General features: G+C 61.6%; 21 protein-coding genes. 17 read left to right on the top strand and 4 right to left on the bottom strand.

The annotated features are described in order from the left end of the window. Nucleotides 1-118: 118 nt before the first annotated feature. Together HKK54_RS16530 and HKK54_RS16525 are read right to left on the bottom strand one after the other, a co-directional pair. Complete coding sequence (locus tag HKK54_RS16530) at nt 119-1,510, bottom strand: ATP-binding protein (protein ID WP_169387244.1); 1,392 nt, start codon at nt 1,508-1,510, stop codon at nt 119-121. Further along, nucleotides 1,507-2,217, bottom strand: coding sequence for a response regulator (locus HKK54_RS16525; RefSeq protein ID WP_003213692.1), 711 nt, complete (start codon nt 2,215-2,217; stop codon nt 1,507-1,509). The genes HKK54_RS16530 and HKK54_RS16525 overlap by 4 nt, the downstream gene beginning before the upstream one ends. A gap of 196 nt (nt 2,218-2,413) precedes the next feature. Between HKK54_RS16525 and HKK54_RS16520 the strand changes: the two genes are divergently transcribed. The 17 genes from HKK54_RS16520 (at nt 2,414) to pdeM (ending at nt 24,658) form a co-directional block, all read left to right on the top strand. Beyond that, nucleotides 2,414-4,795, top strand: a complete 2,382-nt coding sequence (locus HKK54_RS16520) for a TonB-dependent receptor (protein WP_169387243.1) — start codon at nt 2,414-2,416, stop codon at nt 4,793-4,795. A gap of 3 nt (nt 4,796-4,798) precedes the next feature. After that, nucleotides 4,799-5,479, top strand: a complete 681-nt coding sequence (locus HKK54_RS16515) for a Fe2+-dependent dioxygenase (protein ID WP_169387242.1) — start codon at nt 4,799-4,801, stop codon at nt 5,477-5,479. Nucleotides 5,480-5,507: 28 nt separating this feature from the next. Beyond that, nucleotides 5,508-6,623: an ABC transporter substrate-binding protein gene (locus HKK54_RS16510; RefSeq protein WP_169387241.1), complete on the top strand. Its 1,116-nt coding sequence runs from the start codon at nt 5,508-5,510 to the stop codon at nt 6,621-6,623. Nucleotides 6,624-6,784: 161 nt separating this feature from the next. Continuing rightward, nucleotides 6,785-7,843: a FecCD family ABC transporter permease gene (locus HKK54_RS16505; protein WP_169387240.1), complete on the top strand. Its 1,059-nt coding sequence runs from the start codon at nt 6,785-6,787 to the stop codon at nt 7,841-7,843. Then, on the top strand, nt 7,840-8,628 hold the full coding sequence (locus HKK54_RS16500; protein ID WP_010176722.1) for an ABC transporter ATP-binding protein: 789 nt from the start codon (nt 7,840-7,842) through the stop codon (nt 8,626-8,628). Before HKK54_RS16505 ends, HKK54_RS16500 begins: the two co-directional genes overlap by 4 nt. A 278-nt stretch (nt 8,629-8,906) precedes the next feature. Continuing rightward, nucleotides 8,907-9,551 carry a glutathione binding-like protein gene (locus HKK54_RS16495; RefSeq protein ID WP_010176723.1) on the top strand — a complete coding sequence of 215 codons (645 nt, stop codon included), beginning with the start codon at nt 8,907-8,909 and terminating at the stop codon, nt 9,549-9,551. A gap of 130 nt (nt 9,552-9,681) precedes the next feature. Continuing rightward, nucleotides 9,682-12,123 carry a penicillin acylase family protein gene (locus HKK54_RS16490; RefSeq protein ID WP_169387239.1) on the top strand — a complete coding sequence of 814 codons (2,442 nt, stop codon included), beginning with the start codon at nt 9,682-9,684 and terminating at the stop codon, nt 12,121-12,123. A 250-nt stretch (nt 12,124-12,373) separates the two neighbouring features. Beyond that, on the top strand, nt 12,374-13,378 hold the full coding sequence (locus HKK54_RS16485) for a ligase-associated DNA damage response exonuclease (protein ID WP_169387238.1): 1,005 nt from the start codon (nt 12,374-12,376) through the stop codon (nt 13,376-13,378). Continuing rightward, on the top strand, nt 13,375-15,009 hold the full coding sequence (locus HKK54_RS16480) for an ATP-dependent DNA ligase (RefSeq protein ID WP_169387237.1): 1,635 nt from the start codon (nt 13,375-13,377) through the stop codon (nt 15,007-15,009). Before HKK54_RS16485 ends, HKK54_RS16480 begins: the two co-directional genes overlap by 4 nt. Nucleotides 15,010-15,309: 300 nt before the next feature. Then, on the top strand, nt 15,310-16,089 hold the full coding sequence (locus HKK54_RS16475) for a transporter substrate-binding domain-containing protein (protein WP_010176727.1): 780 nt from the start codon (nt 15,310-15,312) through the stop codon (nt 16,087-16,089). Between the two features lie 57 nt (nt 16,090-16,146). Further along, nucleotides 16,147-16,875, top strand: a complete 729-nt coding sequence (locus HKK54_RS16470) for an ABC transporter permease (protein ID WP_010176728.1) — start codon at nt 16,147-16,149, stop codon at nt 16,873-16,875. Continuing rightward, the gene (locus HKK54_RS16465; protein ID WP_003209532.1) at nt 16,872-17,582 is read left to right on the top strand and encodes an ABC transporter permease; all 711 of its coding nucleotides are present in this window, start codon (nt 16,872-16,874) and stop codon (nt 17,580-17,582) included. The genes HKK54_RS16470 and HKK54_RS16465 overlap by 4 nt, the downstream gene beginning before the upstream one ends. A gap of 9 nt (nt 17,583-17,591) precedes the next feature. Then, a complete protein-coding gene (locus HKK54_RS16460) occupies nt 17,592-18,710 on the top strand; it encodes a succinylglutamate desuccinylase/aspartoacylase family protein (protein WP_010176729.1) in 1,119 nt (372 codons plus the stop codon). 13 nt (nt 18,711-18,723) lie between these two features. Then, on the top strand, nt 18,724-19,488 hold the full coding sequence (locus HKK54_RS16455; RefSeq protein ID WP_003209529.1) for an ABC transporter ATP-binding protein: 765 nt from the start codon (nt 18,724-18,726) through the stop codon (nt 19,486-19,488). 295 nt (nt 19,489-19,783) lie between these two features. Continuing rightward, nucleotides 19,784-20,725, top strand: a complete 942-nt coding sequence (locus HKK54_RS16450) for an IS110 family transposase (protein ID WP_169386204.1) — start codon at nt 19,784-19,786, stop codon at nt 20,723-20,725. A 799-nt stretch (nt 20,726-21,524) separates the two neighbouring features. Then, nucleotides 21,525-24,002, top strand: coding sequence for a ligase-associated DNA damage response DEXH box helicase (locus HKK54_RS16445; protein ID WP_169387236.1), 2,478 nt, complete (start codon nt 21,525-21,527; stop codon nt 24,000-24,002). After that, nucleotides 24,002-24,658, top strand: coding sequence for a ligase-associated DNA damage response endonuclease PdeM (pdeM, locus tag HKK54_RS16440; RefSeq protein WP_169387235.1), 657 nt, complete (start codon nt 24,002-24,004; stop codon nt 24,656-24,658). Before HKK54_RS16445 ends, pdeM begins: the two co-directional genes overlap by 1 nt. Before the next feature lie 31 nt (nt 24,659-24,689). On the opposite strand, the gene HKK54_RS16435 is transcribed toward pdeM, so the two are convergent. Further along, a complete protein-coding gene (locus HKK54_RS16435; RefSeq protein ID WP_003219272.1) occupies nt 24,690-24,893 on the bottom strand; it encodes a hypothetical protein in 204 nt (67 codons plus the stop codon). Nucleotides 24,894-25,000: 107 nt separating this feature from the next. Then, nucleotides 25,001-25,567, bottom strand: coding sequence for a dCTP deaminase (dcd, locus tag HKK54_RS16430; RefSeq protein ID WP_003219273.1), 567 nt, complete (start codon nt 25,565-25,567; stop codon nt 25,001-25,003). Nucleotides 25,568-25,817: the final 250 nt, after the last annotated feature.

The raw sequence follows: 25,817 nt of genomic DNA, 5'->3' as shown, positions 1-25,817 counted from the left end.
GCTGGAGTGCGCAGCGCTCCCGCTTTTTTTGGGGCCGCTGCGCAGCCCAGCGGGAGCAAGCTCCCTCGCCACAACAAGCTCCCTCGCCACACTACCTCCCTGATCACAAAGTGCTGACTCAGCCTTGAGTTTTGCGCTGAAACTGCAACACCACCTCCAATCCCCCGCCTTCCCGATTGCTCAAGCTCAACCGCCCGTCATGGGCACTGGCAATCGTATGCGCGATGCTCAACCCCAGCCCGTAGCCGCCGGTTTCCACATTGCGCGAGCCTTCCACCCGGTAAAACGGCTCCATCACCTGCTCCAGCTGTTCCTGGGGAATCCCGGGACCACGGTCGCTGATCACAATCCTTAAGCTGTCCGCCTTGTCCTCAACCCGCACCACCACCTCGCTGCCATAACGCACTGCGTTCTCCAGCAGGTTCTGCACGCAACGCTTGAGGCTGCGGGCGTACCCCGGGAGCGGCTGTTTGGCTCGCCCTTCTATCGTCACCGTCTCACCCACATCCTGAAGGTCTGCCTGCAAGCTTTGCAGCAAGGCGTTGATGTCGATGTTCTGGCGTTTCTCGTTGATTTCGCCGCTGCTGACGAAATCCAGGGTGCTGGACACCATGTGTTCCATTTCTTCCAGGTCGCTGCGAAAACGCTCCTTGGTGCGGTTGTCGTCGAGCATTTCCGTGCGTAAGCGCAGGCGTGTGATGGGAGAGCGCAGGTCGTGGGAAATCGCCGCCAGGAAACGCGTGCGCTCGGCGATGTTGGCGATCAGCCGCTGCTGCATGGCATTGAACGCCTGGGCGGCGCGGCGCACCTCGGTGGGGCCGTCGACGGCCAGCGGTGGCCGTTGAATGTCCCGGCCTAGCGCTTCAGCCGCCTTGGCCAACGCATTCAGCGGGCGAATGGCCAGACGAACAGCCACCAGGGCGATGATCACCAGCACCACGACCCGCAGTAGATAAATCCGCATCACGTAGTCGAATAACAGGTCCATCGGCGAGGTACTGGTCCAGCCCTGCTCTTCGGTGGCCTCCACCTGCAACCAGCGCCCGTCCGGCAAACGCAGGTCAATCAGGAACTGCCCCACCACCGGTTTGGAACCGAGCAAGGTCGAAAGCCCCGCGTGCTGGCCTTCGGCGTCCAGCAACTTGAGGCTCAACAAATGCAGGTTCTGCGTGTAGCCGGTCTTCTCCGAGAGCACTTTATTCAACAGACGCTCGGTGGACTGGTCGCTGTCGCTGATGCGGCTCGGCACATCATTGGCCTGATCACTGAGCGTCAGGCGAAAACGCGGTGTATCGAGCATCTTGATCAGCACATCAGCCTGCGCCGGATCGCTGTGCACCAGCCGCACCACGTCCGCCAGGCGCGTGGCGATCAGCCGGCTGGGGATTTCCAGGACCTGGCCGTGGCGCATGTCGTACCAGATGCTGCTGGTCAGGGCCTGGGCCGCGAGCATGCCGCTGACCAGGATCAGCACCAGCCGGCCAAACAGCGAACGCGGCAGCAGTTTCACGATTGCAGCGCCACGTCGTCGGCGGTGAGCATGTAACCCTCGTTGCGCACGGTCTTGATCAGCCCGGCCGGCAATTGCGAGCGCAAGCGGCTGACGCACACATCAATCGAGCGGTCGAACGGCGTGCTGTCCTTGTCGAATACGTGGTTGAGCAAAAAGTCGCGACTCAGCGGCCGGTTGGGGTGCTGTAACAGCAGGCGCAATACCCGGTAATCGGAGTTGCCAAGGCTCACCACCACACCTTCCGGCGAGAGCAGTTGGCGTGCCCGGGTGTCCAGTTGCCAGCCGGCGAAGCTGATGCTCGGTGCTTCATCCAGCCGCGCCCGGTCCGGAAAACTCTGCACCCGGCGCAGCACCACCTTGATCCGCACCAGCAACTCCCGCGGATCGAACGGCTTGGGCAAGTAATCGTCGGCGCCGATTTCCAGGCCGACAATCCGGTCGATCAGCGTGCCCTTGGCGGTGAGCATGATCACCGGCGTGTTGGAGCTCACCCGCAATTCGCGGCACAAACTCAGGCCGTCTTCGCCGGGCAGCATCAGGTCGAGCACGATCAGGTCAATGACATTCAGCGCCAGGCGGCGGCGCATTTCCTTGCCGTCGCCAGCGGTGGACACCTGGAAGCCGGCGTCACTCAGGTAGTCACACAACAGCTGGCGGATTTGCGGGTCGTCATCAACGATCAACAGGTGGTCTTGCTTGGCCATGGGGCAATTCGTCCGAAACTCAAAAGGCAGGAGATAGCCGAAACGTCAGCGAGGCGTACGCGCAAATGTAATGGAATGTTGTGGGAAGCGGTAATCGCGCATCCACATTACAAAGCCACGGCGTGGCGGCCGGTATCGGTCTTTAGACTACCGAATCTAAATGAGATTAATTGTAATTTAGCCTAGGTCACTCCGAATGCCATTGCCTTCCCCTCGCGCCTTGTCGCTGCCCTCTACCCTTGCGCCGATGTTCGGCCTGCTTGCCGCCGGCAGCCTTTCTCCCACCGCCTGGGCCGATGCGCCGGTGGCAGCGTCCAACGATTCGGTGCTGAGCCTGCCGGAAATCAAGGTCGACGGTGAAGCCACCTCCACCTTCAAGGTCGACCGGGTGACCTCGGCAAAAATCAGCCAGCCGCTGCTGGATGCCCCGCAAAGCGTGACCATCGTCCCGCAGCAGGTGCTCAAGGAGCAGAACGCGCAAACCTTGCAGGAAGTGTTGCGCAACGTGCCGGGCATTACCTTCATGTCCGGCGAAGGCAACCTGGGCTGGGGTGACCTGTTTTCGATTCGCGGGTTTTCTTCGGAGCAGAGCCTGACCGTCGACGGCGTGCGCGATGCCGGCCAATCGACCCGCACCGACACCTTCAACCTGCAACAGGCGGAAGTGTTCAAGGGCACCGGCTCGATCGAATCCGGCGTTTCCGCCGTAGGCGGCAGCGTCAACCTGGTGAGTAAAGAGGCGCATCCGGGAGACGCCAACAAACTCTCCGCCGGCATCGGCACCGACAGCTACCGCCGCCTCACGGGCGATTTCAACAAACAGTTGAACGACACCACCGCCCTGCGCATCAACCTGATGAAACACTACAACCAGGTGGCCGAACGCGACGACGTGGACTACGACCGCTGGGGCATCGCGACGTCCCTCGGCTTCGGCCTGGGCACCGACACGCGCCTGTTTATCGACACCTTCTACCAGAAGGACGACAACACCCCGGACGGCGGCGTGCCGATCCAGCGCGGCACCGACGGCGACCGCATGCCCGGCGTGAAGCGTTCGAACTGGTACGGCGATTCGCACCTGTACACCCAGCAAACCAAAACCACTTCGCTGACCACCCGCTTCGAACATGATTTCGAATGGAACGAAGCGACCCTGAAAAACCAGACCAAGTGGGAGCGCACCGACAATTTCGCGGTGCTTTCACCGGCACGCTTCTTTGCCGCCAACGCCAATGGCCAGAAAACCTGCACCGGCACGCGCTGTGCGACCTTGGGCTATACCGGCGTAGGGCCGATCAGCCAAGTCCCCGGCAGCACGGTAAATGCCTACCCGGGATACACCAACAGCGGTAACACCGCCTACGGCATTCTGCGTGGCAGCGACTTCGGCCAATCGACGCGCTACACCATCCTCGACAACCAGACCGACTTCGCCTTCAAGCTCAACACCGGCGGCCTGGAACACGCGGTGGTCAGCGGGCTTGAGTTCTATCACGAGACCTACGGCGGCCTGAAACGCAACGCCGAAGTCCCGGCCGGCGATCTGTTCTTCGACATGAACGACCCGAACCACAGCTTCGCCAGCACCACCGTGACCAAGGGCGAAGGCCAGCCGCGTTCGGTGATCGACAACGCCGGCATCTACCTGGGTGACACCATCACCCTGAACGAACAGTGGCAGGTGCTTGGCTCCCTGCGCTACGACAACTGGCAGGCCAAGACCACCCAGCGTGGCCAGGCATCCGTCGACAGCACCGACGGTGCCGTGAGCGGACGGGTCGGCGCGGTTTACAAGCCTTTGCCTAACGGCAGCATCTACGTGTCCTACAGCGAAGCGGCACAACCCTCGGCCCTGGGCGCATCGACCAACAACCAGATCTACGGCGCCGCCAGCACCAGTAACTACACCCCGGCCATGTCGAAAACCTACGAAATCGGCACCAAGTGGGACATTGCCCACGACCTGCTGAACATCACCGCCGCGATCTTCCGCACCGAACTGGACAACTCCTGGGAATACCAGGACGGCGAAACCGCCCCGGTCCGCGCCCTCCCGGCCAAACGCGTAGACGGCGTGGAGCTGGGCCTGCAAGGCAATATCACCCCGCGCTGGACGGTGTACAGCGGGCTCTCGGCGCTCAAAAGCACCCAGACCAAGGGCGCCAACAAAGGCGAGGAAGCCAAGAACGTTCCCGACCTGACCGCCAACCTGTGGACCACCTACGCCGTCACCGACGACCTGAGCCTGAGCTACGGCGCGCAATACGTAGGACGCCGCCGCTACAGCGACAACAAATACGTCGGCGGCCTGAACAACAACAGCAGCTACGCCACCGGCCCGTCCGGCGTCTACGCGATCTACACCCGCGACCACGAAAAGGCCCCCGGCTACTGGCTCAACAACGTAGCCGCGCAATACAAAGTAACCAAGCAAACCACGGTCAACCTCAACCTCAACAACGTGTTTAACAAGTTCTACTACAGCCAGATCGGCGCGTCCCTGGACGGCTTCCAGCTCTACGGCATTCCGGGCGCCGGGCGCACACTCACGGCCAGCATCGACTATGAGTTTTAAGCCGTGCTGATCGAAATCCCGGCGCTGTTGAGCGCCGATGAAGTCGAGGTGGCCGTCGCCACCTTGCTCCATCAGCCGTGGGTCGACGGCAAAGTCACCGCCGGGCAGCGCTCGGCCATGGCGAAAAATAACCGGCAGTTGCCCGAAGACGCTCCGGTAGCGATTCGCCTGGGTGAGCAGATTCTGTCGCGGCTGTCGGACAACGCGCTGTTCATGTCCGCCGCCCTGCCGAAGAAAATCTACCCGCCGTTGTTCAACCGCTACAGCGGCGGCGAGGCCTTCGACTGGCATATCGACAATGCCATTCGCGGCCTCAAGGGCGTGCGCGAGCGCGTGCGCACCGACATTTCCGCCACCTTGTTCCTGGCCGACCCGGCCAGCTATGACGGCGGTGAACTGGTGATTCGCGACACCTTCGGCGAACACGCGGTGAAGCTGCCCGCCGGGCACTTGCTGATGTATCCCGGCAGCAGCCTGCACAAGATCAACCCGGTCACCCGGGGCGAGCGCATCGCCAGTTTCTTCTGGATCGAAAGCCTGGTGCGCGAAGACAGCCAGCGCCAACTGCTGCTGGACATGGACGTGGCCATTCAACGCCTCACCGCGCAACACGCCGACGACCACGCGCTGCTGCAACTGAGCGGCGCCTATCACAACCTTTTGCGGCGCTGGAGCGATGTCTGATGCGCCGCCTTCACCTGGAGTTCTCGCCATGCTGAAACCCCGCAACTTCCTCAAGCTGGGCGCGCTGTTTGCCGTGCTGATCCTTGGCCACGCCGAAACGGCCGCCGCCCATGAAGTCACCGACGTGCTGGGCCGCAAGGTCGACGTGCCGGACCACGTGCAGCGTGTGGTGCTCGGCGAAGGCCGGCTGATTTCGGCCTTTGCCTTGCTGGACAAGGACGCGCCGTTCCAGCGGATTGTCGGCTGGCAGAATGATTTGAAGCTGCTGGACGCCCACACTTACAACGCCTACGTGGCGAAATTTCCGACGGTAAAAGACATCCCGCTGATTGGTCAGGCCTCGGAGCAAAGCGTCAGCGCCGAGGAAATTCTCTCGCTGAAACCGGACCTGGCGGTGTTCAGCATTTCGGGCCACGGCCCGACTGAACACAGCCCGGTGGCGGACGTGTTGGCCAAGGCGGGGATCGCGGTGTTGTTCGTCGACTTCCGCATCAACCCGGTGCAAGGCACCCACAGCAGCATGACCGCCCTGGGTCAGGCCCTTGGCCGGGAAACCCAGGCCAAGGCGTTCCTCGACTTTTACGACCAGCACGTCAAGGTGATCACCGACGCCGTCGCCACCTTGCCGGCCGGGCCGCGTCCGAGCGTGTTCCTGGAATTGCTCGCCGGCGCCTGGCAGGCACCGGGGCACACCACCGGCAAGAGCGGCATGGGTGAAGTGATCAAACTGGTGGGCGGGCGCAACATCGCCGCCGACGTGGTGCCGGGAGCGCTGGGGGACATCAGTGTCGAGTACGCGCTGAAGGCCGACCCGGATGTGTACGTGGCCACCGGCAATCACAAGCCTGGGTTGATTCTGGGGGCTGGCGTGAGCAATGAAGACGCGCGCGCCGCGTTTGACAGCGTGCTGGCACGCCCGGAGTTCGTGAACCTTCGGGCGATTCGTGAGGGCAATGCCCACGGCCTGTGGCATGACTTCTACAACTCCCCATACAACCTGCTGGCGATTGAAGCGCTGGCCAAGTGGATCCATCCGGAGCTGTTCGCCAAGCTGGACCCGCAGGCGACCATGGAAGCGATGAACCAGCAGTTCCTCGGCATGCCGCTGCAGGGTGCTTACTGGATTGATGGCAAGGCCAAGTAACCAAGGCTCACACCCCATTCCCTGCCTGGACACGGTTCCTGTGGGAGCTGGCTTGCCTGCGATAGCGGTGTTGGATTCACCATCGCCATCGCAGGCAAGCCAGCTCCCACACTGACCGAGTACCGACAGGGATTTTCGTCGTTTTCAAGGCTGCGAATCCAATGACCACTCAAACCCTCGACCTCGCCACCGCCAGCCAGGGCTATCGCCGCCTGCTCGCGCGCCGCTGCTGGCTGCTGGCCCTGCTGGGGGGCGCGCTGATTTGCGCGATCCTCGTGGACCTGGCCAGCGGCCCGTCGGGCATGGGCCTTGGCGCCCTGCTCGACGGTTTGCTGCACCCGGCCCACTTGAGCGCCACCGACCAGGTGATTATCTGGAACGTGCGCCTGCCCTACGCCTTGATGGCGGTGTTGGTCGGTTGCGCACTGTCGCTCGCAGGCGCCGAGATGCAGGCCATCCTTAATAACCCGCTGGCCAGTCCGTTCACGCTGGGGGTTTCCTCGGCGGCGGCGCTGGGCGCATCCCTGGTGATTGTGTTTCCGGTGACGACGCTGTGGGTGTCGGCCAATACGGCGATTTCCATTTCGGCGTTTGTGTTCGCTGCCGCCTCGGTCTTTTTGCTGCAAGCCATGTCACGCCTGCGCGGTGCCGGGGTGGAAAGCCTGGTGCTGTTCGGGATTGCGCTGGTGTTCAGCTGCAATGCGGTGGTCGCCCTGTTGCAACTGGTCGCCACCGAGGATGTGCTGCAACAACTGGTGTTCTGGACCCTGGGCAGCGTGACCCGGGCCAACTGGGACAAACTCGGCATCCTCGCGTTTGTGGTTGCAGTGGTCATGCCCTTCTCCTTCGCCGCCGCCCCGCGCCTGACCTTGCTGCGCATGGGCGAAGACCGCGCGCAAAGCTTCGGCGTCGACGTGAAACGCCTGCGGTTTTTCTCGTTGTTGCGCATCAGCCTGCTGTCGGCCACCGCCGTGGCGTTTGTGGGAACCATCGGTTTTATCGGCCTGGTAGGTCCGCATATCGCGCGGATCCTGGTGGGTGAAGACCAGCGTTTCCTGTTGCCGGCCAGCGCGCTTGTCGGCGCATTACTGCTGTCGCTGTCGTCCATCGCCAGCAAGCTGATCATGCCCGGCGTGATTGTGCCGGTGGGCATCGTCACCGCACTGGTGGGCGTGCCGATTTTCGTGTTGCTGGTGTTCAAGCGCGGGAGGCAGTTATGAGTACGGGATTATCGATTCAGAACGCCCACGTCAGTTATGGACGGCGCCAGATTGTGCATGACTTGAGCTTGCCGACCCTGGCCCACGGCAGCCTGACCGCGCTGATCGGGCCGAACGGTGCGGGTAAATCGACGTTGTTGCGGGCGGTGGCCGGGCTGGAAAAGATGCAGGGCGTTGTCAGGTTGGGTGACTTGGACCTGACGAAAATGTCCGTTGCCGAGCGCGCCCGACGCGTGACCTACATGCCGCAGAACCTGCCGCCGGGCTTGAGCCTGAGCGTGATGGAAAGCGTGATCGCAGCGCTGCGGGTGGCGAACGTCGAGGGCATTCCGCTTTCAAGCGACGCGTGCATGCGCGAGGCGTTTGATGCGTTGCATCGGATTGGCATCGCTCATCTGGCGGATCAGCTGTTAAGCACGTTATCCGGCGGCCAACGGCAACTGGTCAGCCTGGCGCAACTGATTGCGCGCCGCCCGCAGGTGATGCTGCTGGATGAGCCGACCAGTGCGCTGGATTTGAACTATCAGTTGAAGGTCATGGATTGCGTTCGGGGTTTGGTGCGCGAGCACAACCTGATTGCGGTGGTGGTACTGCACGACATCAACCTCGCGGCGCGTTATGCCGACCATATCGCAGTGCTGCGCCAGGGCCGGCTGCATGCCAGTGGTGCAGCGGATGACGTGCTGGATGCGGCACTGTTTGCCGAAGTCTATGGCGTGCAGGTGCGCATCGAGCGCTGTTCGCAGCAGACGTTGCAGGTGTTGGTGGATGGTGCGGTGGCTTAACTGCCGACAAAAACCTCTGTAGTGAGGCGGTTGTTGTGGTGAGGGGGCTTGTCCCCCGTTGGGCCGCGCAGCGGCCCAGTACAGCCAGCGCGCTCTTTCAGTTAAAACGCTGAGGCAGGTCTTGGGTCTGCTTCGCAGCCCGGCGCGGGGCAAGCCCGCTCACCACAGGAACGAATTTCCATATCGATAGACCCAAATGTTTCATTGAATTTTCGTCACCCTAACATTACCTATACCTACAGGCATTCGCTCAAGCGTCACCACCCTTGGAGAGCTTCATGATCGACCTGTATTACTGGACCACCCCCAACGGTCACAAAGTGTCGTTGTTCCTGGAAGAAGCCGGTCTGCCTTACGAGGTGCACCCGATCAACATCGGCCAGGGCGAACAGTTCAAGCCCGACTTCCTGAAGATCGCCCCCAACAACCGCATTCCGGCGATCGTTGATCAGAACCCGACCGACGGTGGCGCGCCGATTTCCCTGTTCGAATCCGGTGCGATCCTGCTGTACCTCGCGGAAAAAACCGGCCAGTTCATTCCCCAGGACCTGCGCGGTCGTCAGGAAGCGCTGCAATGGCTGTTCTGGCAAATGGGCGGCCTGGGCCCGATGGCCGGGCAGAATCATCACTTCAGCCAGTTCGCCCCGGAAAAAATCCCCTACGCGATCAAACGCTATGTGGATGAGACCGCCCGCCTGTATGGCGTGCTCGACCGGCGCCTGGCCGACCGCCAGTTTGTGGCCGGCGAGGAATACAGCATTGCCGACATGGCGATCTACCCGTGGATCGTTTCCCACAAGTGGCAGAGCCAGAAGCTGGAAGACTTCCCACACGTAGAGCGCTGGTTCAACCACATCAAGCAACGCCCCGCGACGGTGCGTGCTTATGAGCTGGTGCAGAAGGTCAATCCGCCGAAATCCTGAGTGACACAGCCTTCCTGCACCTTGTGTGGGAAGGCTGCCTGAAAATAAGCATCGCCTCCCGCTTGCGTCGTTTCGCCGCGCTCACTAACGTAGCGCCTTTACTGACGCTACCCCCCGCAGGAGCTTTGCCATGGCCTCGCCAGCCCTCTCACATTTTCTTCCCCGGTTCGGCGTTGCCGCGGCCATTGCCAGTGCCTTGGGCCTGGCCGGTTGCCAGTTACAAAGCACCCAAGACACACTGCCTCCGGTTTCCGGCGTGCAGCCCATCAAGGGCCTCGCGCAGAACGTTTCCGTGCGCCGCAACAGCCAGGGCATCCCGCTGATTGAAAGCAGCACGTTCCATGACGCGCTGTTCACCCTGGGCTATGTGCACGCCAGCGACCGCATCACGCAAATGGTCACCCTGCGCCTGCTGGCCCAGGGCCGTCTGGCGGAAATGTCGGGGCCGGACGTACTGGATGTCGACCGTTTCATGCGGGCGGTCAACCTGCGTAAAAGCGCTGGCGAGCTGTATAACGCTTCGTCGCCACGCCTCAAGCGCTTCTTTGAAGTGTATGCGCGCGGGGTCAACGCCTACCTGTTCCGCTACCGCGACAAGCTGCCGCCAGACCTGGCCCAGAGCGGCTACAAGCCCGAATACTGGAAGCCGGAAGACTCCGCGCTGCTGTTCTGCCTGCTGAATTTCAGCGAGTCGACCAACTTGCAGGAAGAGTTGTCGTCGTTGGTGCTGGCGCAAAAAGTCGGCGCCGACAAACTCGCCTGGCTGACCCCAAGCTACCCGGATGAACCGTTGCCGGTGGCCGAGTCCGACAAGCTCAAGGGCATCAACCTGGGCCAGATCCCGGGCCTCGCCGCGCTGACCAGCCTCAGCGAACACCTCGGCACCTTGAACACCCTGGGCACGTCCAGTTCCAGCAACTGGGCGATCGGCCCGCAGCGCAGCCGCAGCAACAAGAGCCTGCTGGCCAATGACCTGTCGACCTCGATGCAGGCGCCGTCGCTGTGGAACTACGTGCAAATCCGCTCGCCGAAATACCAGGCCGCCGGTGTGTCGATCGCCGGTTTGCCAACCCTGCTTTCCGGCTTCAACGGCAAGGTGGCCTGGAGCATGAGCCAGGTCTCGGGCGACACCCAGGATGTGTTCCTGGAGAAGGTCAAGCGCCAGGGCAACGCGCTGTATTACGAGAACAACGGCAAATGGCTGCCGGCCATCGTGCGTAACGAAACCTACTTCGCCAAGGGCCAGCGGCCGATTCGCGAAGCGGTGTACGAAACCCGCCACGGGCCGCTGCTCAACAGTGCCCAGTCGCTGAACAGCGGCTACGGCCTGGCCTTGCAGACCGCCGACTTCAAGGACGACAAGAGCCTGGACGCGTTCTTCGACCTGTCCCGGGCACAAACCGCCGGTAAAGCGTCTGACGCCACCCGGGAAATCCGCGCGATTGCCTTGAACATGGTCTTCGCCGACGCCAGCAGCATCGGCTGGCAAGTCACCGGGCGCTTCCCGAACCGCCGTGAAGGCGAAGGCCTGGTGCCGTCGCCGGGCTGGGACGGGCGTTTCGACTGGGACGGTTACGCCGACGCGATGCTGCACCCTTACGATCAGGACCCGACCCAGGGCTGGATCGGCACCGCCAACCAGCGCACGATTCCCCGCGGCTATGGCATGCAATTGTCCAACTCGTGGGCGGCGCCGGAACGTGCCGAACGTATCGCGCAACTGGCCAGCAGCGGCAAGCATGACAACCGCAGCATCATCGCCATGCAGTACGACCAGACCACCACCTTTGCCGCCAAGCTCAAGGGCATGTTCCAGGCGCCGGGTATGGCCCAGCCGCTGAAACAGGCGATCGATGGATTGCCGGCAGCAGACCAGGCCAAGGCGCGGGAAGCACTGGGCCGCCTGATGGCCTTTGATGGGCGTCTGGCATCCACCTCCGCCGACGCGGCGATTTATGAGTTGTTCCTGCAGGAAAGCGCCAAGCAGATTTTCCTCGACGAACTCGGCCCGGAAAACAGCGCCACCTGGAAAGCCTTTATCGGCAACGCCAACCTGTCGTACTCGGCCGTGGCCGACCACCTGCTGGGGCGCGAAGACAGCCCGTTCTGGAATGACGCGCGCACCGGACAGAAAACCGACAAGCCGGCAATCCTGGCCCGCAGCCTGGCCGCAGCGATCACCGCGGGCGACAGCGCATTGGGCGCCGATCACAAGTCCTGGCAGTGGGGCAAACTGCACAGCTACACCTGGAAGAATACCAGCGGCCAGACCATTCGCGGCCCACTGGCAGCGGGTGGCGATCACAACACGCTGAACAGCGCGCCGTACAGCTGGGGCCAGAGTTTCGACACGACCCAGGTGCCGGCGCTGCGGATGATTGTGGACTTCGGCCTGGCGGAACCGATGATGGGCCAGAGCGGCATCGGCCAATCCGGCAACCCGGCCAGCCCGAACTACGCCAATGGCATCGACCCGTGGCTGAAGGCGCAATACCTGAGCTTCCCGATGCAGCCGCAGAACTTTGACGGGGTGTATGGGAAGACACGGTTGACGTTGGTACCCGGCAAATAACCCGGTCCCCCTGACTCAACCGAATCAAAATGTGGGAGCGGGCTTGCTGTGGTGAGGGGGCTTGCTGTGGTGAGCGGGCTTGCCCCGCGCTGGGCTGCGAAGCAGCCCCATCAATCTGTGGTGAACCCGACGGGGGACAAGCCCCCTCACCACAGCAGGCCAGCTCCCACATTTGATCGCATGCATTCCGATAGAACTTCTCCGCTCATCCCCGCCTCCTAATTAACAAGCCCATCTCCACGGCACGCCCATGGACCTTGTTATCGCCCGGCCCGAAGGCCTCTACTGCCCCGCCGGGGATTTCTACATCGACCCCTGGCGCCCGGTGGAACGCTCAGTGATCACCCACGCCCACGGCGATCACGCCCGCACCGGCAACCACCATTACCTGGCCGCCGCCCCCGGCGAAGGGATCCTGCGTTCGCGCCTGGGCCAGGACATCAACCTGCAAACCCTGGACTACGGCGAAACCCTGCGCCATCACGGCGTCACCTTGAGTTTCCACCCCGCTGGCCACGTGCTCGGTTCAGCCCAGGTGCGCCTGGAATACCAGGGCGAAGTCTGGGTCGCCTCCGGTGACTATAAAGTCGAGCCCGACGGCACCTGCGCACCGTTCGAACCGGTGCGCTGCCATACGTTTATCACCGAATCGACCTTCGGCCTGCCGATCTATCGCTGGCAGCCCCAGGCGCAGATTTTTGCCGGGATCAACGACTGGTGGCAGGCGAATATCGCCGCCGGCAAAGCCAGCGTGTTGTTCTGTTATTCCTTCGGCAAGGCTCAGCGAATCCTCCACGGCATCGACGCCAGCATCGGCCCGATCCTCAGCCATGGCGCGGTCGAGCCGCTGAACCGTGTGTACCGTGAAGCCGGCATCTACATCCCCGAAACCCTCTACGCCGGCGATTTCAAAAAGACTGATCCCCTGCTGCGCCAAGCCCTGATCATCGCCCCGCCCTCGGCCGGCGGCAGTACCTGGATGCGCCGTTTCGGCGACTACAGCGACGCGTTCGCCAGCGGCTGGATGCGCCTGCGTGGCACCCGGCGGCGACGCGGGGTGGATCGCGGCTTTGTGCTCTCGGACCATGCCGATTGGCCCGGGCTGTTGTGGGCCATAGAGCAAACCGGCGCAGAACGGGTGATGGTCACCCACGGCTCTGTAGGTGTGTTGGTCCGGCACCTGCGGGAAAAAGGCCTGGATGCCCAGGGCTTCACCACCGAATACGGCGATGACGAAGAGGAAGTCGTGTCATGAAAGCCTTCGCCGAGCTGTATGCCAACCTCGACGCCACCACCTCCAGCAATGCCAAACTCGCCGCCTTGCAGGCCTATTTCCTACAGGCGCCAGCGGAAGATGCCGCGTGGGCGGTGTACTTTTTATCCGGCGGGCGGCCACGGCAACTGGTGCCCACCCGTTTGCTGCGAGACATGGCCACCGACGCCGCCGGCATTGAGCCATGGTTGTTCGAAGAGAGCTACCAGTCGGTGGGCGATCTGGCGGAAACCATTTCCCTGCTGTTACCGGAATCGCCCCACACCTCGGATGACGGCCTGGCGGTGTGGCTGGAAGAAAAACTCCTGCCCCTGCGTGGCCTGCCGCCCGAAGAACTGGCCGAACGCCTGCCCGCGTTGTGGGCACAACTGGATCAACCGAGCCTGATGCTGTGCATCAAGCTGATCACCGGCAGTTTTCGGGTCGGCGTGTCGAAGTTGCTGGTCACCCGCGCCCTCGCCGCCATGGCCGGGCTGGACAGCAAGCGCGTGGCCCAGCGCCTGGTGGGCTACACCGACCTGTCCAATCGCCCGACCGCCGAAGGCTATCTGAAGCTGATTGCCGCTGAATCGTCCGACGAACACGCACAACGTGGCGGACAGCCTTATCCGTTTTTTCTGGCCCATGCTTTGGCCCAACCTGCGGAGCAGTTCGATGCCTTGCTCGGTGCCCCCGCAGACTGGCAAGTGGAATGGAAGTGGGACGGCATCCGCGCACAACTGGTCAAGCGCGAAGGCCGCTTGTGGGTCTGGTCCCGGGGCGAGGAACTGGTCACCGACCGCTTCCCGGAGCTGCATGACCTGGTGCACAGCCTGCCCGACGGCACGGTGATCGACGGTGAAATCGTGGTGTGGAAAGGCTCGGTACAACCCTTCGCCCTGCTGCAACAGCGCATCGGCCGCAAAACCCTAAGCAAGAAAATCCTCGAAGACGCACCGGTCGCAGTGCTGGCCTATGACCTGCTGGAACACCACGGCGACGACTGGCGCAACCACACCCAGGCCGAACGCCGGGCGCAACTGGAGCAGGTAATCAGCGATTGCGATCAGCCGATGTTGCGGGCGTCGCCATTGCTGACCGGCGACAGTTGGCAGGCATTGGCGCAGCAGCGTGAGGCGTCCCGCAGCCTGGGGGTGGAAGGCATGATGCTCAAGGCGCGGGAGGGACTCTACGGCGTGGGCCGCACCAAGGACATGGGCGTGTGGTGGAAGTGGAAAGTCGACCCGTTCAGCGTCGACGCGGTGTTGATCTACGCCCAGCGCGGCCATGGCCGGCGCGCCAGCCTGTACAGCGACTACACCTTCGCCGTGTGGGACGGCCCGCTCGGCAGCGAACGTACGCTGGTGCCGTTCGCCAAGGCCTATTCCGGGCTGACTGACGAAGAAATGCGCAAGGTCGATGCAATTATCCGCAAGACCACGGTGGAGAAGTTCGGCCCGGTGAGCAGTGTGACGCCCAGTCTGGTGTTCGAGCTGGGCTTCGAGGGGATCGCCCTGTCCAAGCGGCACAAGAGCGGGATTGCGGTGCGTTTTCCGAGGATGTTGCGTTGGCGGCAGGATAAATCCGTGGATGAGGCAGACAACCTGGCCACGCTGCAAAATCTGCTGGCCTGACCCAAGCCCTTGTAGGAGCTGGCTTGCCAGCGATGGCGTCCGCAAGATCACCGCCTCATTCAGGAAACAATCGCCGGCAAGCCGGCTCCTACAGGGAAATGTTCCGCCCCACATTAGTGCATTCAATTTTTCATGCCCATTTTCGGGCATTTCCTGCCCACGCAACTTCTTAATCCCACCTTTTAAAACGACCATTCGGAACTATGGTGCAGAAATTGCTACTTGAGTCTGGTCTGACACCGTTCAGTAACAGTCCTAACCGCGCCACAAGCGCTTATCTTGGTTTCCAGGGATTACATAATGAAAAAAGCATTGCTGACCCTTTCTGCACTGGCTCTGTGCATGGCCGCCGGTTCCGCGCTGGCCAAGGAATACAAGGAATTGCGTTTTGGTGTCGATCCGTCCTACGCCCCGTTTGAGTCAAAAGCCGCTGACGGCAGCCTGGTGGGCTTCGATATCGACCTGGGCAATGCCATCTGTGCCGAGCTGAAGGTCAAGTGCAAATGGGTCGAAAGTGATTTCGACGGCATGATTCCAGGCCTCAATGCCAACAAGTTTGATGGCGTGATTTCGTCCATGACGGTCACCACAGCCCGTGAAAAGGCGATCGACTTCTCCAACGAGCTGTTCTCCGGCCCTACATCCCTGGTGTTCAAAAAAGGCGCGAACTACTCCACGCCTGAGTCCCTGAAGGGCAAAAGCGTGGGCTACGAGCAAGGCACCATCCAGGAAGCCTACGCCAAGGCCGTACTGGACAAGGCCGGTGTGACCACCAAGGCCTACGCCAACCAGGACCAGGTGTATGCCGACCTGACGTCCGGCCGTCTGGACGCTTCCGTACAGGACATGCTGCAAGCCGAACTGGGCTTTTTGAAGTCGCCAGCCGGTGCTGACTACGAAGTCAGCAAGGCCATCGACGACCCACTGCTGCCCTCCAAAACTGCGGTCGGTATCAAAAAAGGTAACAAAGACCTCAAGGCCTTGTTGGATAAAGGTATCAAAGCGTTACACGATGATGGCACCTACGCCACTATCCAGAAGAAACACTTTGGCGATCTGAACCTGTACAGCGGCAAATAATGCCTGGGGCGCCCTTCCTCTGGAGGGGCGCTTTTTTATCGCCATAGGTCCTGATTTATGTTCGAAGATCTTTTGCAAACCCTGGGGCTCAGTGCCTTTAGCTTGAAGGGTTTCGGCCCGCTGTTGCTGCAAGGCACCTGGATGACCATCAAGTTGTCGGTGTTTTCCCTGGCCGTCAGCGTGTTGCTGGGCTTGCTCGGGGCTACCGCCAAACTGTCCAGTTTGCCGTTCCTGCGGATTCCCGCGCAGATCTACACCACCTTGATTCGCGGCGTGCCCGACTTGGTGCTGATGCTGCTGATTTTCTACAGCCTGCAAATCTGGCTGACCGGCTTTACCGACTTTATGGAATGGGACTATATCGAGATCGACCCATTCAGCGCCGGGGTCATCACCCTGGGCTTTATCTACGGTGCGTATTTCACCGAGACCTTTCGCGGCGCGATCCTCGCCGTGCCCCGTGGCCAATTAGAGGCTGCTACGGCCTACGGGCTCACGCGCGGCCAGCGGTTTCGCTTCGTGACCTTCCCGCAGATGATGCGTTTCGCCCTGCCGGGCATCGGCAATAACTGGATGGTGATGCTCAAGGCCACGGCACTGGTGTCGATCATCGGCCTGGCCGACCTGGTCAAGGCTGCGCAGGATGCCGGCAAGAGTACTTATCAACTGTTCTATTTCCTGGTGATCGCCGCGTTTATCTACCTGTTGATCACCAGCGCGTCCAACTTCGTCCTGCGCCGCCTCGAACGGCGCTACTCCGCAGGCTCCCGGGAGGCAGTGCGATGATCGAACTGATTCAACAATACTGGCGCCCCTTCCTTTATAGCGACGGCCAGCACATTACCGGGCTGGCCATGACGATGTGGCTGCTCAGCGCGTCGATCTTCATCGGTTTTTTGGTATCGATCCCGCTGTCCATTGCCCGGGTGTCGCGCAATCGCTGGGTACGCTGGCCGGTGCAGTTCTACACCTACCTGTTTCGCGGCACGCCGCTGTATATCCAGTTGCTGATTTGCTACACCGGGATCTACAGCATCGCGGCGGTTCGCGCGCAGCCGGTGCTGGACGCGTTCTTTCGGGATGCGATGAACTGCACGATTCTCGCCTTCGCCCTCAACACCTGCGCCTACACCACGGAGATTTTCGCCGGGGCGATCCGCAGCATGGCCCACGGCGAAGTCGAAGCGGCGAAAGCCTACGGCCTGAGCGGCTGGAAGTTGTACGCCTACGTGATCATGCCGTCGGCCCTGCGTCGCTCGCTGCCGTACTACAGTAATGAAGTCATCCTGATGCTGCACTCGACGACGGTGGCCTTCACCGCGACGATCCCGGATATCCTGAAAGTCGCCCGGGACGCCAACTCGGCCACCTACATGACGTTTCAATCATTCGGTATCGCTGCGCTGATCTACCTGACCGTGACCTTTGCCCTGGTCGGTCTGTTTCGTCTGGCGGAGCGCCGCTGGCTGGCCTTTCTCGGGCCCAGCCACTAAGGAGCCTTCATGCGTCATCAGATTCATCCACTTGTGGCGCCGGTGCCGGGCACGGCGCGACAAATCCACAGTTTTCACTTCGGGCCGGAACAGGCTGAAGGCAAGATCTACATCCAGTCGTCGCTGCATGCCGACGAATTGCCGGGCATGCTGGTGGCCTGGCATCTCAAGGCGCGCCTGACACAACTGGCCGCCGCCGGCCGCCTGCGCAGCGAGATCGTGCTGGTACCCATCGCCAACCCGACCGGCCTGGAACAGGTGTTGATGGACATCCCCCTGGGCCGCTATGAGCTGGAAAGCGGGCAGAACTTCAATCGCCTGTTTGTCGACCTGAGCGAGGACGTGGGTAATCAGGTCGAAGAGCTGCTGGGGGATGATCCACAGCACAACGTCGAGCTGATCCGCGATGCCCTGACCCTGGCCCTTGCGGCACAAACACCGGCCACGCAACTGGAATCCCAGCGCCTGACGCTGCAACGCCTGGCGTGTGATGCCGACATGGTGCTGGACCTGCACTGCGACTTCGAAGCCGTGGCGCACCTGTACACCACCCCCGAGGCCTGGCCCCGGGTGGAGCCGTTGGCGCGCTATATCGGGTCGGAAGCCAGCCTGTTGGCCACCGACTCCGGCGGGCAGTCGTTCGATGAGTGTTTCACCCTGGTGTGGTGGCAATTGCAGCAGCGGTTTGGCGAGCGCTTCCCGATCCCGATGGGCAGTTTTTCGGTGACCGTCGAGTTGCGCGGCCAGGGCGACGTCAACCACGGCCTGGCCAGCCTCGACTGCCAGGCGATCATCGATTACCTGATTCACTTCGGCGCGATCAGCGGCGAGCCTGCACCGCTGCCGGAATTGCCCTACCCCGCCACACCGCTGGCGGGCGTCGAGCCGGTGACCACGCCCATGGGCGGCTTGCTGGTGTTCAGCGCCCTGCCTGGGGAATACGTGGAGGCCGGGCAACTGATCGCCGAAATCATCGACCCCATTTCTGACCGCGTAACGCCGGTGCATTGCCGCAATGCCGGCCTGCTTTACGCCCGTTCGCTGCGGCGCATGGCCACTGCCGGGATGGTCATCGCCCATGTCGCAGGCCTTGAAGCCTATCGCAGCGGCTACCTACTTTCGCCTTGAGGATGCATGCCCCATGTACAAATTGACCGTTGAAGGCCTGCATAAAAGCTATGGCGACAATGAAGTGCTCAAAGGTGTCTCGCTCAAGGCCAAGACCGGTGATGTGATCAGCTTGATCGGCGCCAGCGGCTCGGGCAAAAGCACATTTTTGCGCTGCATCAACTTTCTTGAACAGCCGAACGACGGGGCCATGACGCTGGATGGCCAGCAGATTCGTATGGTCAGCGACCGCCATGGGATGCGCGTGGCGGATGACGCTGAGTTGCAGCGCTTGCGTACGCGGTTGGCGATGGTGTTTCAGCATTTCAACTTGTGGAGCCACATGAGTGTGCTGGAGAACATCACCATGGCGCCGCGCCGGGTGCTGGGTTGCAGCAAGAAGGACGCCGAGGACCGGGCTCGTCGTTACCTGGACAAGGTTGGGCTGCCGGCGCGGGTGGCGGGTCAATACCCGGCGTTTTTGTCGGGTGGCCAGCAACAGCGGGTAGCGATTGCCCGGGCGCTGGCGATGGAGCCGGAGGTGATGCTGTTTGACGAGCCGACTTCGGCTCTGGACCCGGAATTGGTGGGTGAGGTGTTGAAGGTGATCCAGGGTTTGGCTGAGGAAGGCCGGACGATGATCATGGTGACCCATGAGATGAGCTTTGCCCGCAAGGTGTCGAGCCAGGTGCTGTTTTTGCACAAGGGGTTGGTGGAGGAACAGGGTGCGCCGGAAGATGTGCTGGGTAATCCGAAGAGCGAGCGGTTGCAGCAGTTTTTGAGTGGGAATTTGAAGTAGGGTTGGGGGGGATATCCGTTATTTCGGTAACGGCCACTTAGGGTTCCGCTCTTACAGCGGCTCACTTTTGAAAGGAGCCCAAAAGTAACCAAAAGGCTCTTGCCCCACCACTCGGCACCTCGCTTGGGCTCGGTGTGCCCTTGTAAGATTGTTTTCACCTGCTTCAGACCGTAGTGCCCTCTGATTTCGAGATCGTGAGTGAGCATGGGTCGGAGCAGGTTCCTTCCTAAACTAGTCCGAACGGTTGCCTGGGCGCAAAGCCCGATTCTGCAAGGTTGGACGTGAGGAAAACGCTATGGACCATAACTCTGCGTTCGTCGGAATTGATGTTTCCAAAAACAAGCTCGACTCATTCGTCAGCACTACTGGCCAAGTCGAACAGTTTTCCAATACTCAAGAAGATATCCAGCGTTTAGCTAAACATCTCAAGGCTCAGGAGCCGGTTTTGGTGGTGCTGGAAGCGACTGGTGGATATGAGCGGCTTGCCGCTGCCGAGCTTTGTGCTGCTGGATTACCCGTTGTTGTTGTCAATCCCCGTCAGGTTCGTGATTTCGCCAAGGCGACCGGTAGGTTGGCGAAAACCGACGCTCTGGATGCCCAGGTAATTGCGGAGTTTGCCCAGGCGGTCAAACCCGAGATTCGGGAGATGCCAGATGAACACGCTCGTGAACTGGCGGATCTACTGACTCGACGCCGTCAGCTCATCGATATGATCGTGGCGGAAGAGTCTCGACTGAAACAGGCGGTATTCAAGGCACTTCGACGGGACATCAAGGCACATATCGTCTGGCTTCAAAAGCGCCTTAAAAGCACAGACGATGACTTGCACGAAGCGATCAAAGCTTCGCCGGCTTGGAAGGCCAATTATGATTTGCTGCGCGAGGTATCGGGCGTTGGCAATGTGCTCGCACTTTCGCTGCTGGCAATGGTTCCGGAGCTGGGCAAGGTTAATCGCAAACAAGTGGCTGCATTGGTTGGTGTGGCCCCTTTTAACTGCGATAGCGGCCTCTACAAAGGACGTAGACGGATATGGGGTGGTCGAGCTGAGGTGCGAAGTGTCCTTTACATGGCTGTCTTGTCCTCGAAGAGCCATAACCCGGTGATCGAGAGGTTTTACAACCATCTACTTGCTGCAGGGAAGACGAAGAAGGTAGCGCTGGTGGCATGCATGAGAAAGTTGCTGACGATCCTGAATGCGATGGTGCGCGATCAAAAGCATTTCGCTGAAATGGCTTGAATTTCGACACGGTTGCTCACTCCGGTACTACTGCGCGGGCCGCCGCGACGGGGCGTCCCTGCCCCGTCGCGGCTAAACCGGCGTCCTGCCGGTTTACCCGCTCCGTACTACCTGCGTTCGGCCAGCGTGGTTTAACGGGGCGCCTAAGATCAAGATCAAAAGCAGATCAACAGCACAGCGGCCTACAGGCCGGCTTGAGTGGTGTGAAGCAAAAGCAAAATCAAAATCTAAAGCGGCCACGATCCCCTGTAGGAGCTGGCTTGCCTGCGATGGCATCGCCTCGGTGTACCTGAAAAACCGAGTTGTCTGCATCGCAGGCAAGCCAGCTCCCACAGAAAAGCAGAGCTGCATCAGTTTCAGATTTGGCTTTGGCTTTGGCTTTGGCTTTGGCTTTGGCTTTGGCTTTCGCTTTTGATCTGGCTTCTACCACTCAAGCCGGCCTGTAGGCCGCTGTGCTCTTGCTTTTGATCTTGATCTGACTGCCCCAATAAGCCCGAGGCCGAACGCAGGGATTGAGGAGCGGGTAAACCGGCAGGACGCCGGTTTAGCCGCGACGGGGCAGGGACGCCCCGTCGCGGCGGCCCGCGGAGCAATGCCGGAGTGAGGGAACGCCGAGCCTAGGCGAGGTGCCGACAGGCGGGGCAGAGCCCTTTGGTTACTTTGGGGCTTTTCCAAAGTGACCCGCTGTAAGAGCGGAACCCTAAGTAGCCGTTACCGCAGCAACGGATATCCCCCCAATATTCGTTAAACCTTTCCCCCCCAACAAAGGTCTCTGAAATACCCCCCCAGAGCCCCAAGCATGGCCAAATCCAGCAACTTCGCCAAAGACTGGTTCACCGCCAAAAACTGGAAACCGTTCGCCTTCCAGAAAGACGTATGGCACGCAGTCAAGGAAGGCCAGTCGGGACTGCTCCACGCCAGCACCGGCGCCGGGAAAACCTACGCACTGTGGTTCGCCGCCCTCAACCGCCTTGCCATCACCGAAACCACTCCACGCAAACGCAAAGCCCCCGCCGAACCGCTGACGGTCCTGTGGATAACCCCCATGCGCGCCCTGGCCGCCGACACCGCCCGTGCCCTTGAAGCACCGCTCCAACCCCTGAACATCCCCTGGACCGTCGGCCTGCGCACCGGCGACACCAGCAGCAGCGAACGCGCCCGACAAAGCCGCCGCCTGCCCACCACCCTGATCACCACCCCGGAAAGCCTCACGCTGATGCTCGCCCGCGCCGACAGCGAGGTCAGCCTGTCCCATCTGCGCATGGTGGTAGTGGACGAATGGCACGAACTGATCGGCAACAAACGCGGCGTGCAACTACAACTCGCCCTCGCCCGCCTGCGGCAATGGCATCCCGAACTGATTGTATGGGGCATTTCCGCAACCCTGGGTAACCAGGCCCACGCGCTGGAGGTGTTGATCCCACAGGGCGGCGGGATCAACGTGCAGGGGCAAACCACCAAGCGGTTGCAGGTCGATACGCTGTTGCCACCGGTGATCGAGCGATTTCCCTGGGCCGGCCATATCGGCCTGAAGATGCTGCCGCAAGTGGTGGCCGAGGTCGACGCCAGCAGCAGTTGCCTGGTGTTTACCAACACCCGCGCGCAATCGGAAATCTGGTACCAGGCGTTGCTCGACGCCCGTCCCGACTGGGCCGGGTTGATTGCCCTGCACCATGGTTCGCTGTCCCGCGAAACCCGGGACTGGGTGGAGCGCGCCTTGAAGGACGGTCAACTGAAGGCGGTGGTGTGTACGTCGAGCCTGGACCTGGGGGTGGACTTTCTGCCGGTGGAACGGGTGCTGCAGATTGGCTCGGCCAAGGGCGTGGCGCGCCTGATGCAGCGCGCCGGGCGCTCCGGCCATGCGCCAGGCCGGCCGTCGCGGGTCACGCTGGTGCCAACCCACAGCCTGGAGCTGGTGGAGGCCGCTGCCGCGCAGGACGCCATCACTGAACGCCGTATCGAGGCCCGCCAGTCGCCGCACAAGCCTTTGGATGTGCTGGTGCAGCACCTGGTGAGCATGGCCCTGGGCGGCGGCTTTGTCCCGGATGAGCTGCTGGCGGAGGTGCGTACCGCTTGGGCCTATCGCGACCTGAGCGACGAGGATTGGGCCTGGGCCCTGGGTTTCGTGCGCCATGGCGGGCTGTCGCTGACGGCCTACCCGGATTACCGTCGGGTCGAGCCGGACGAGCACGGCATCTGGCGCGTCCCCGATGCCCGGCTGGCGCGGCGCCATCGCATGAGTGTGGGGACGATCGTCAGCGATGCCAGCATCCAGTTGAAATTCTGGAGCAAGGGCGGCGGTGGCAAGACCCTGGGCAGTGTCGAGGAAGGTTTTATTGCGCGGTTGAAGCCGGGAGATGGCTTCCTGTTCGCCGGGCGCTTGCTGGAATTGGTGCGGGTGGAAAACATGACCGCTTATGTGAAGCGCAGTACCGCGAAAAAAGCTGCCGTACCACGCTGGAACGGCGGGCGCATGCCACTTTCCAACGAGCTGGCCCAGGCAGTGGTCGAGCGCTTTGATGCGGCCGCCCACGGGCATTTCCTCGGCCCGGAGATGCAGGCGGTGCAACCGTTGCTGGAAACCCAGCTGCGCTGGTCGGGCCTGCCGACCCGTGAACATTTGCTGGCCGAGGCGCTCAAGTCCCGGGAAGGCTGGCACCTGTTTCTGTATCCGTTCGCCGGGCGCCAGGTGCATCTGGGGTTGGCGAGCCTGCTGGCCTGGCGTGTCAGTAGGCAGCAGGCGGTGACGTTTTCGATTGCGGTCAATGACTATGGGCTGGAGTTGCTGAGCGCGACCGAGGTGGATTGGCCTGCGTTATTGAGCGGGGAATTGCTGAGTGCGGATCATCTGCTGGATGACGTGGCAGCCAGCCTGAATGCCGGTGAACTGGCGCTGCGACGCTTTCGCGAGATCGCGCGCATCGCCGGGCTGGTATTTGCCGGCTATCCCGGGGCACCGAAAAGTACGCGCCAGGTCCAGGCGTCCAGCGGTTTGTTCTTTGAAGTGTTCAAGCAATACGATCCGCAGAACCTGTTGCTGACCCAAGCCGGGGAAGAAGTCCTGCGCGAAGAACTGGATATTCGTCGGCTGGAAGAGACGTTGCGCCACTTGTCGGGGTTGAAACTGGACCTGCATCCAATCAAACGGCCTACGCCACTGGCCTTTCCACTGCTGGTGGAGCGTTTTCGGGAAAGCCTCAGCTCGGAAAAACTCTCGGAGCGTATTGCACGAATGGTCAAGGACCTGGAAAAAGTCGCCGATAACGGGAAGCACTGATGCCGGCTCATTACCCGATACATCTGGCAGACGAAGCGCTGTGGTTGCTGGCGGACAAGGCGGTGTATTGGCCCGCGAGAAAGTGCCTGCTGATCGCCGATGCGCATTTTGGCAAGGCGTCGGCCTATCGCAGCCTGGGCCAGCCGGTGCCGCAGGGCACGACGACGGACAATCTGCAACGCCTGGACCGGCTGTTGGCAGCCTATTCGTGCGAGCAGGTAGTCTTTCTCGGCGACTTTCTCCACGGGCCCGGCTCTCACGCCAGCGGCACCCTGAACGCCCTGAGAGCCTGGCGGGAGCGTCATTCAGCTCTGGCGCTGACGCTGATTCGGGGTAACCACGACAAACGTGCTGGCGACCCGCCTGGCGACCTGAACATTGAGGTGGTAACCGAACCCCTGCTGATGGGGCCGTTTGCGTTGCAGCACGAACCGGACGCTCATGCCAGCCACCACGTACTGGCCGGGCACGTACACCCGGTGTATCGCCTGCGGGGCAAGGGTCGGCAAAGCTTGCGCCTGCCGTGCTTCCGGCTCGGAACCCGGGTCAGCCTTTTGCCGGCGTTCGGCGCATTTACAGGGGGTTATTCAGTCACCCTGGAAGAAGACAGCCAGGTCTTTGTGATCGGCGACCATGAAGTATGGCCAGTGCGTTGAGCCACTGACCATTAGGCACGGCTGCAGGAAATCAGGCCACGGGGGCGGGAGGCGGTTCGTCAGGGAGGGTGGGCTCACCGGGTTCTTCAGGCTGGTTGGGCCAGGGATCATCGGGGCCGGGCTGGCCGGGAATGCCGCCAGCGGCGGGATCGGCCATCAGGGACCAGGCCATGACACCAATCTGATTGGGTTCAAGCCGGGCGAGTTCGGCGCTGATTCGCGGATCGAGCTTCATAAGGGACTCCTCAAGCGTGGCCCGGCGCGTTGTGCACGCGTCGGGGCAGTACACCCAATAGAGTGCCTGCCCGCTGACAAATTCCCTTAGCCTGTAAGACGATTCGATCAGGTGCGTGGGAGAGTGACGCCGCGCTGGCCCTGATACTTGCCGCCACGGTCTTTATAGGACACTTCGCACTCTTCGTCGGATTCGAAGAACAGCATCTGTGCCACGCCTTCGTTGGCGTAGATTTTTGCCGGCAAGGTGGTGGTGTTGGAGAACTCCAGGGTCACGTGCCCTTCCCACTCCGGCTCCAGCGGCGTCACGTTGACGATGATGCCGCAGCGTGCGTAGGTGCTTTTGCCCAGGCAGATGGTCAGGACGTTGCGCGGGATACGGAAGAACTCGACGGTGCGCGCCAGGGCAAAGGAGTTTGGCGGAATGATGCAAACGTCGCTTTTAACGTCGACAAAGCTTTTTTCGTCGAAGTTTTTCGGATCGACGGTCGCCGAGTTGATGTTGGTGAACACCTTGAACTCATCGGCGCAGCGCACATCGTAGCCGTAGCTGGAAACCCCGAACGAGATCAGCCGCTCAGCGCCTTCACCGCGCATCTGGCGCTCCACGAAGGGCTCGATCATGCCGTGCTCTTGCGCCATGCGGCGAATCCACTTGTCCGATTTGATGCTCATGGCGGTGTCCTGAATAGCGAGGTGAAAAAATTCTGTTGGGCATCTTACCGGGGCTGGCCCCGTGGTTCAAAGGGGCGACTGTTTTTCTTGGTGCCGCGCAGCCCCTGCTGGGCGGGGCGCACCTTCAATTGTGGGGCGTTGGTGCGGTATCAGGCTGCCGCCAGTCACGAAAATAGAGAAACCTTCGGAAATACCATTGGCACGTTCCGGAAAAAGGGTTAAGGTGGCGCCACTGTGCTGCTTGTGTCAC

Origin of the sequence: Pseudomonas sp. ADAK13 (genome assembly GCF_012935715.1) — a bacterium.
Classification (GTDB): Bacteria; Pseudomonadota; Gammaproteobacteria; order Pseudomonadales; family Pseudomonadaceae; genus Aquipseudomonas.
Note: the sequence above shows the minus strand (reverse complement) of the source record. Positions and strands in the feature narration are given on the sequence as shown.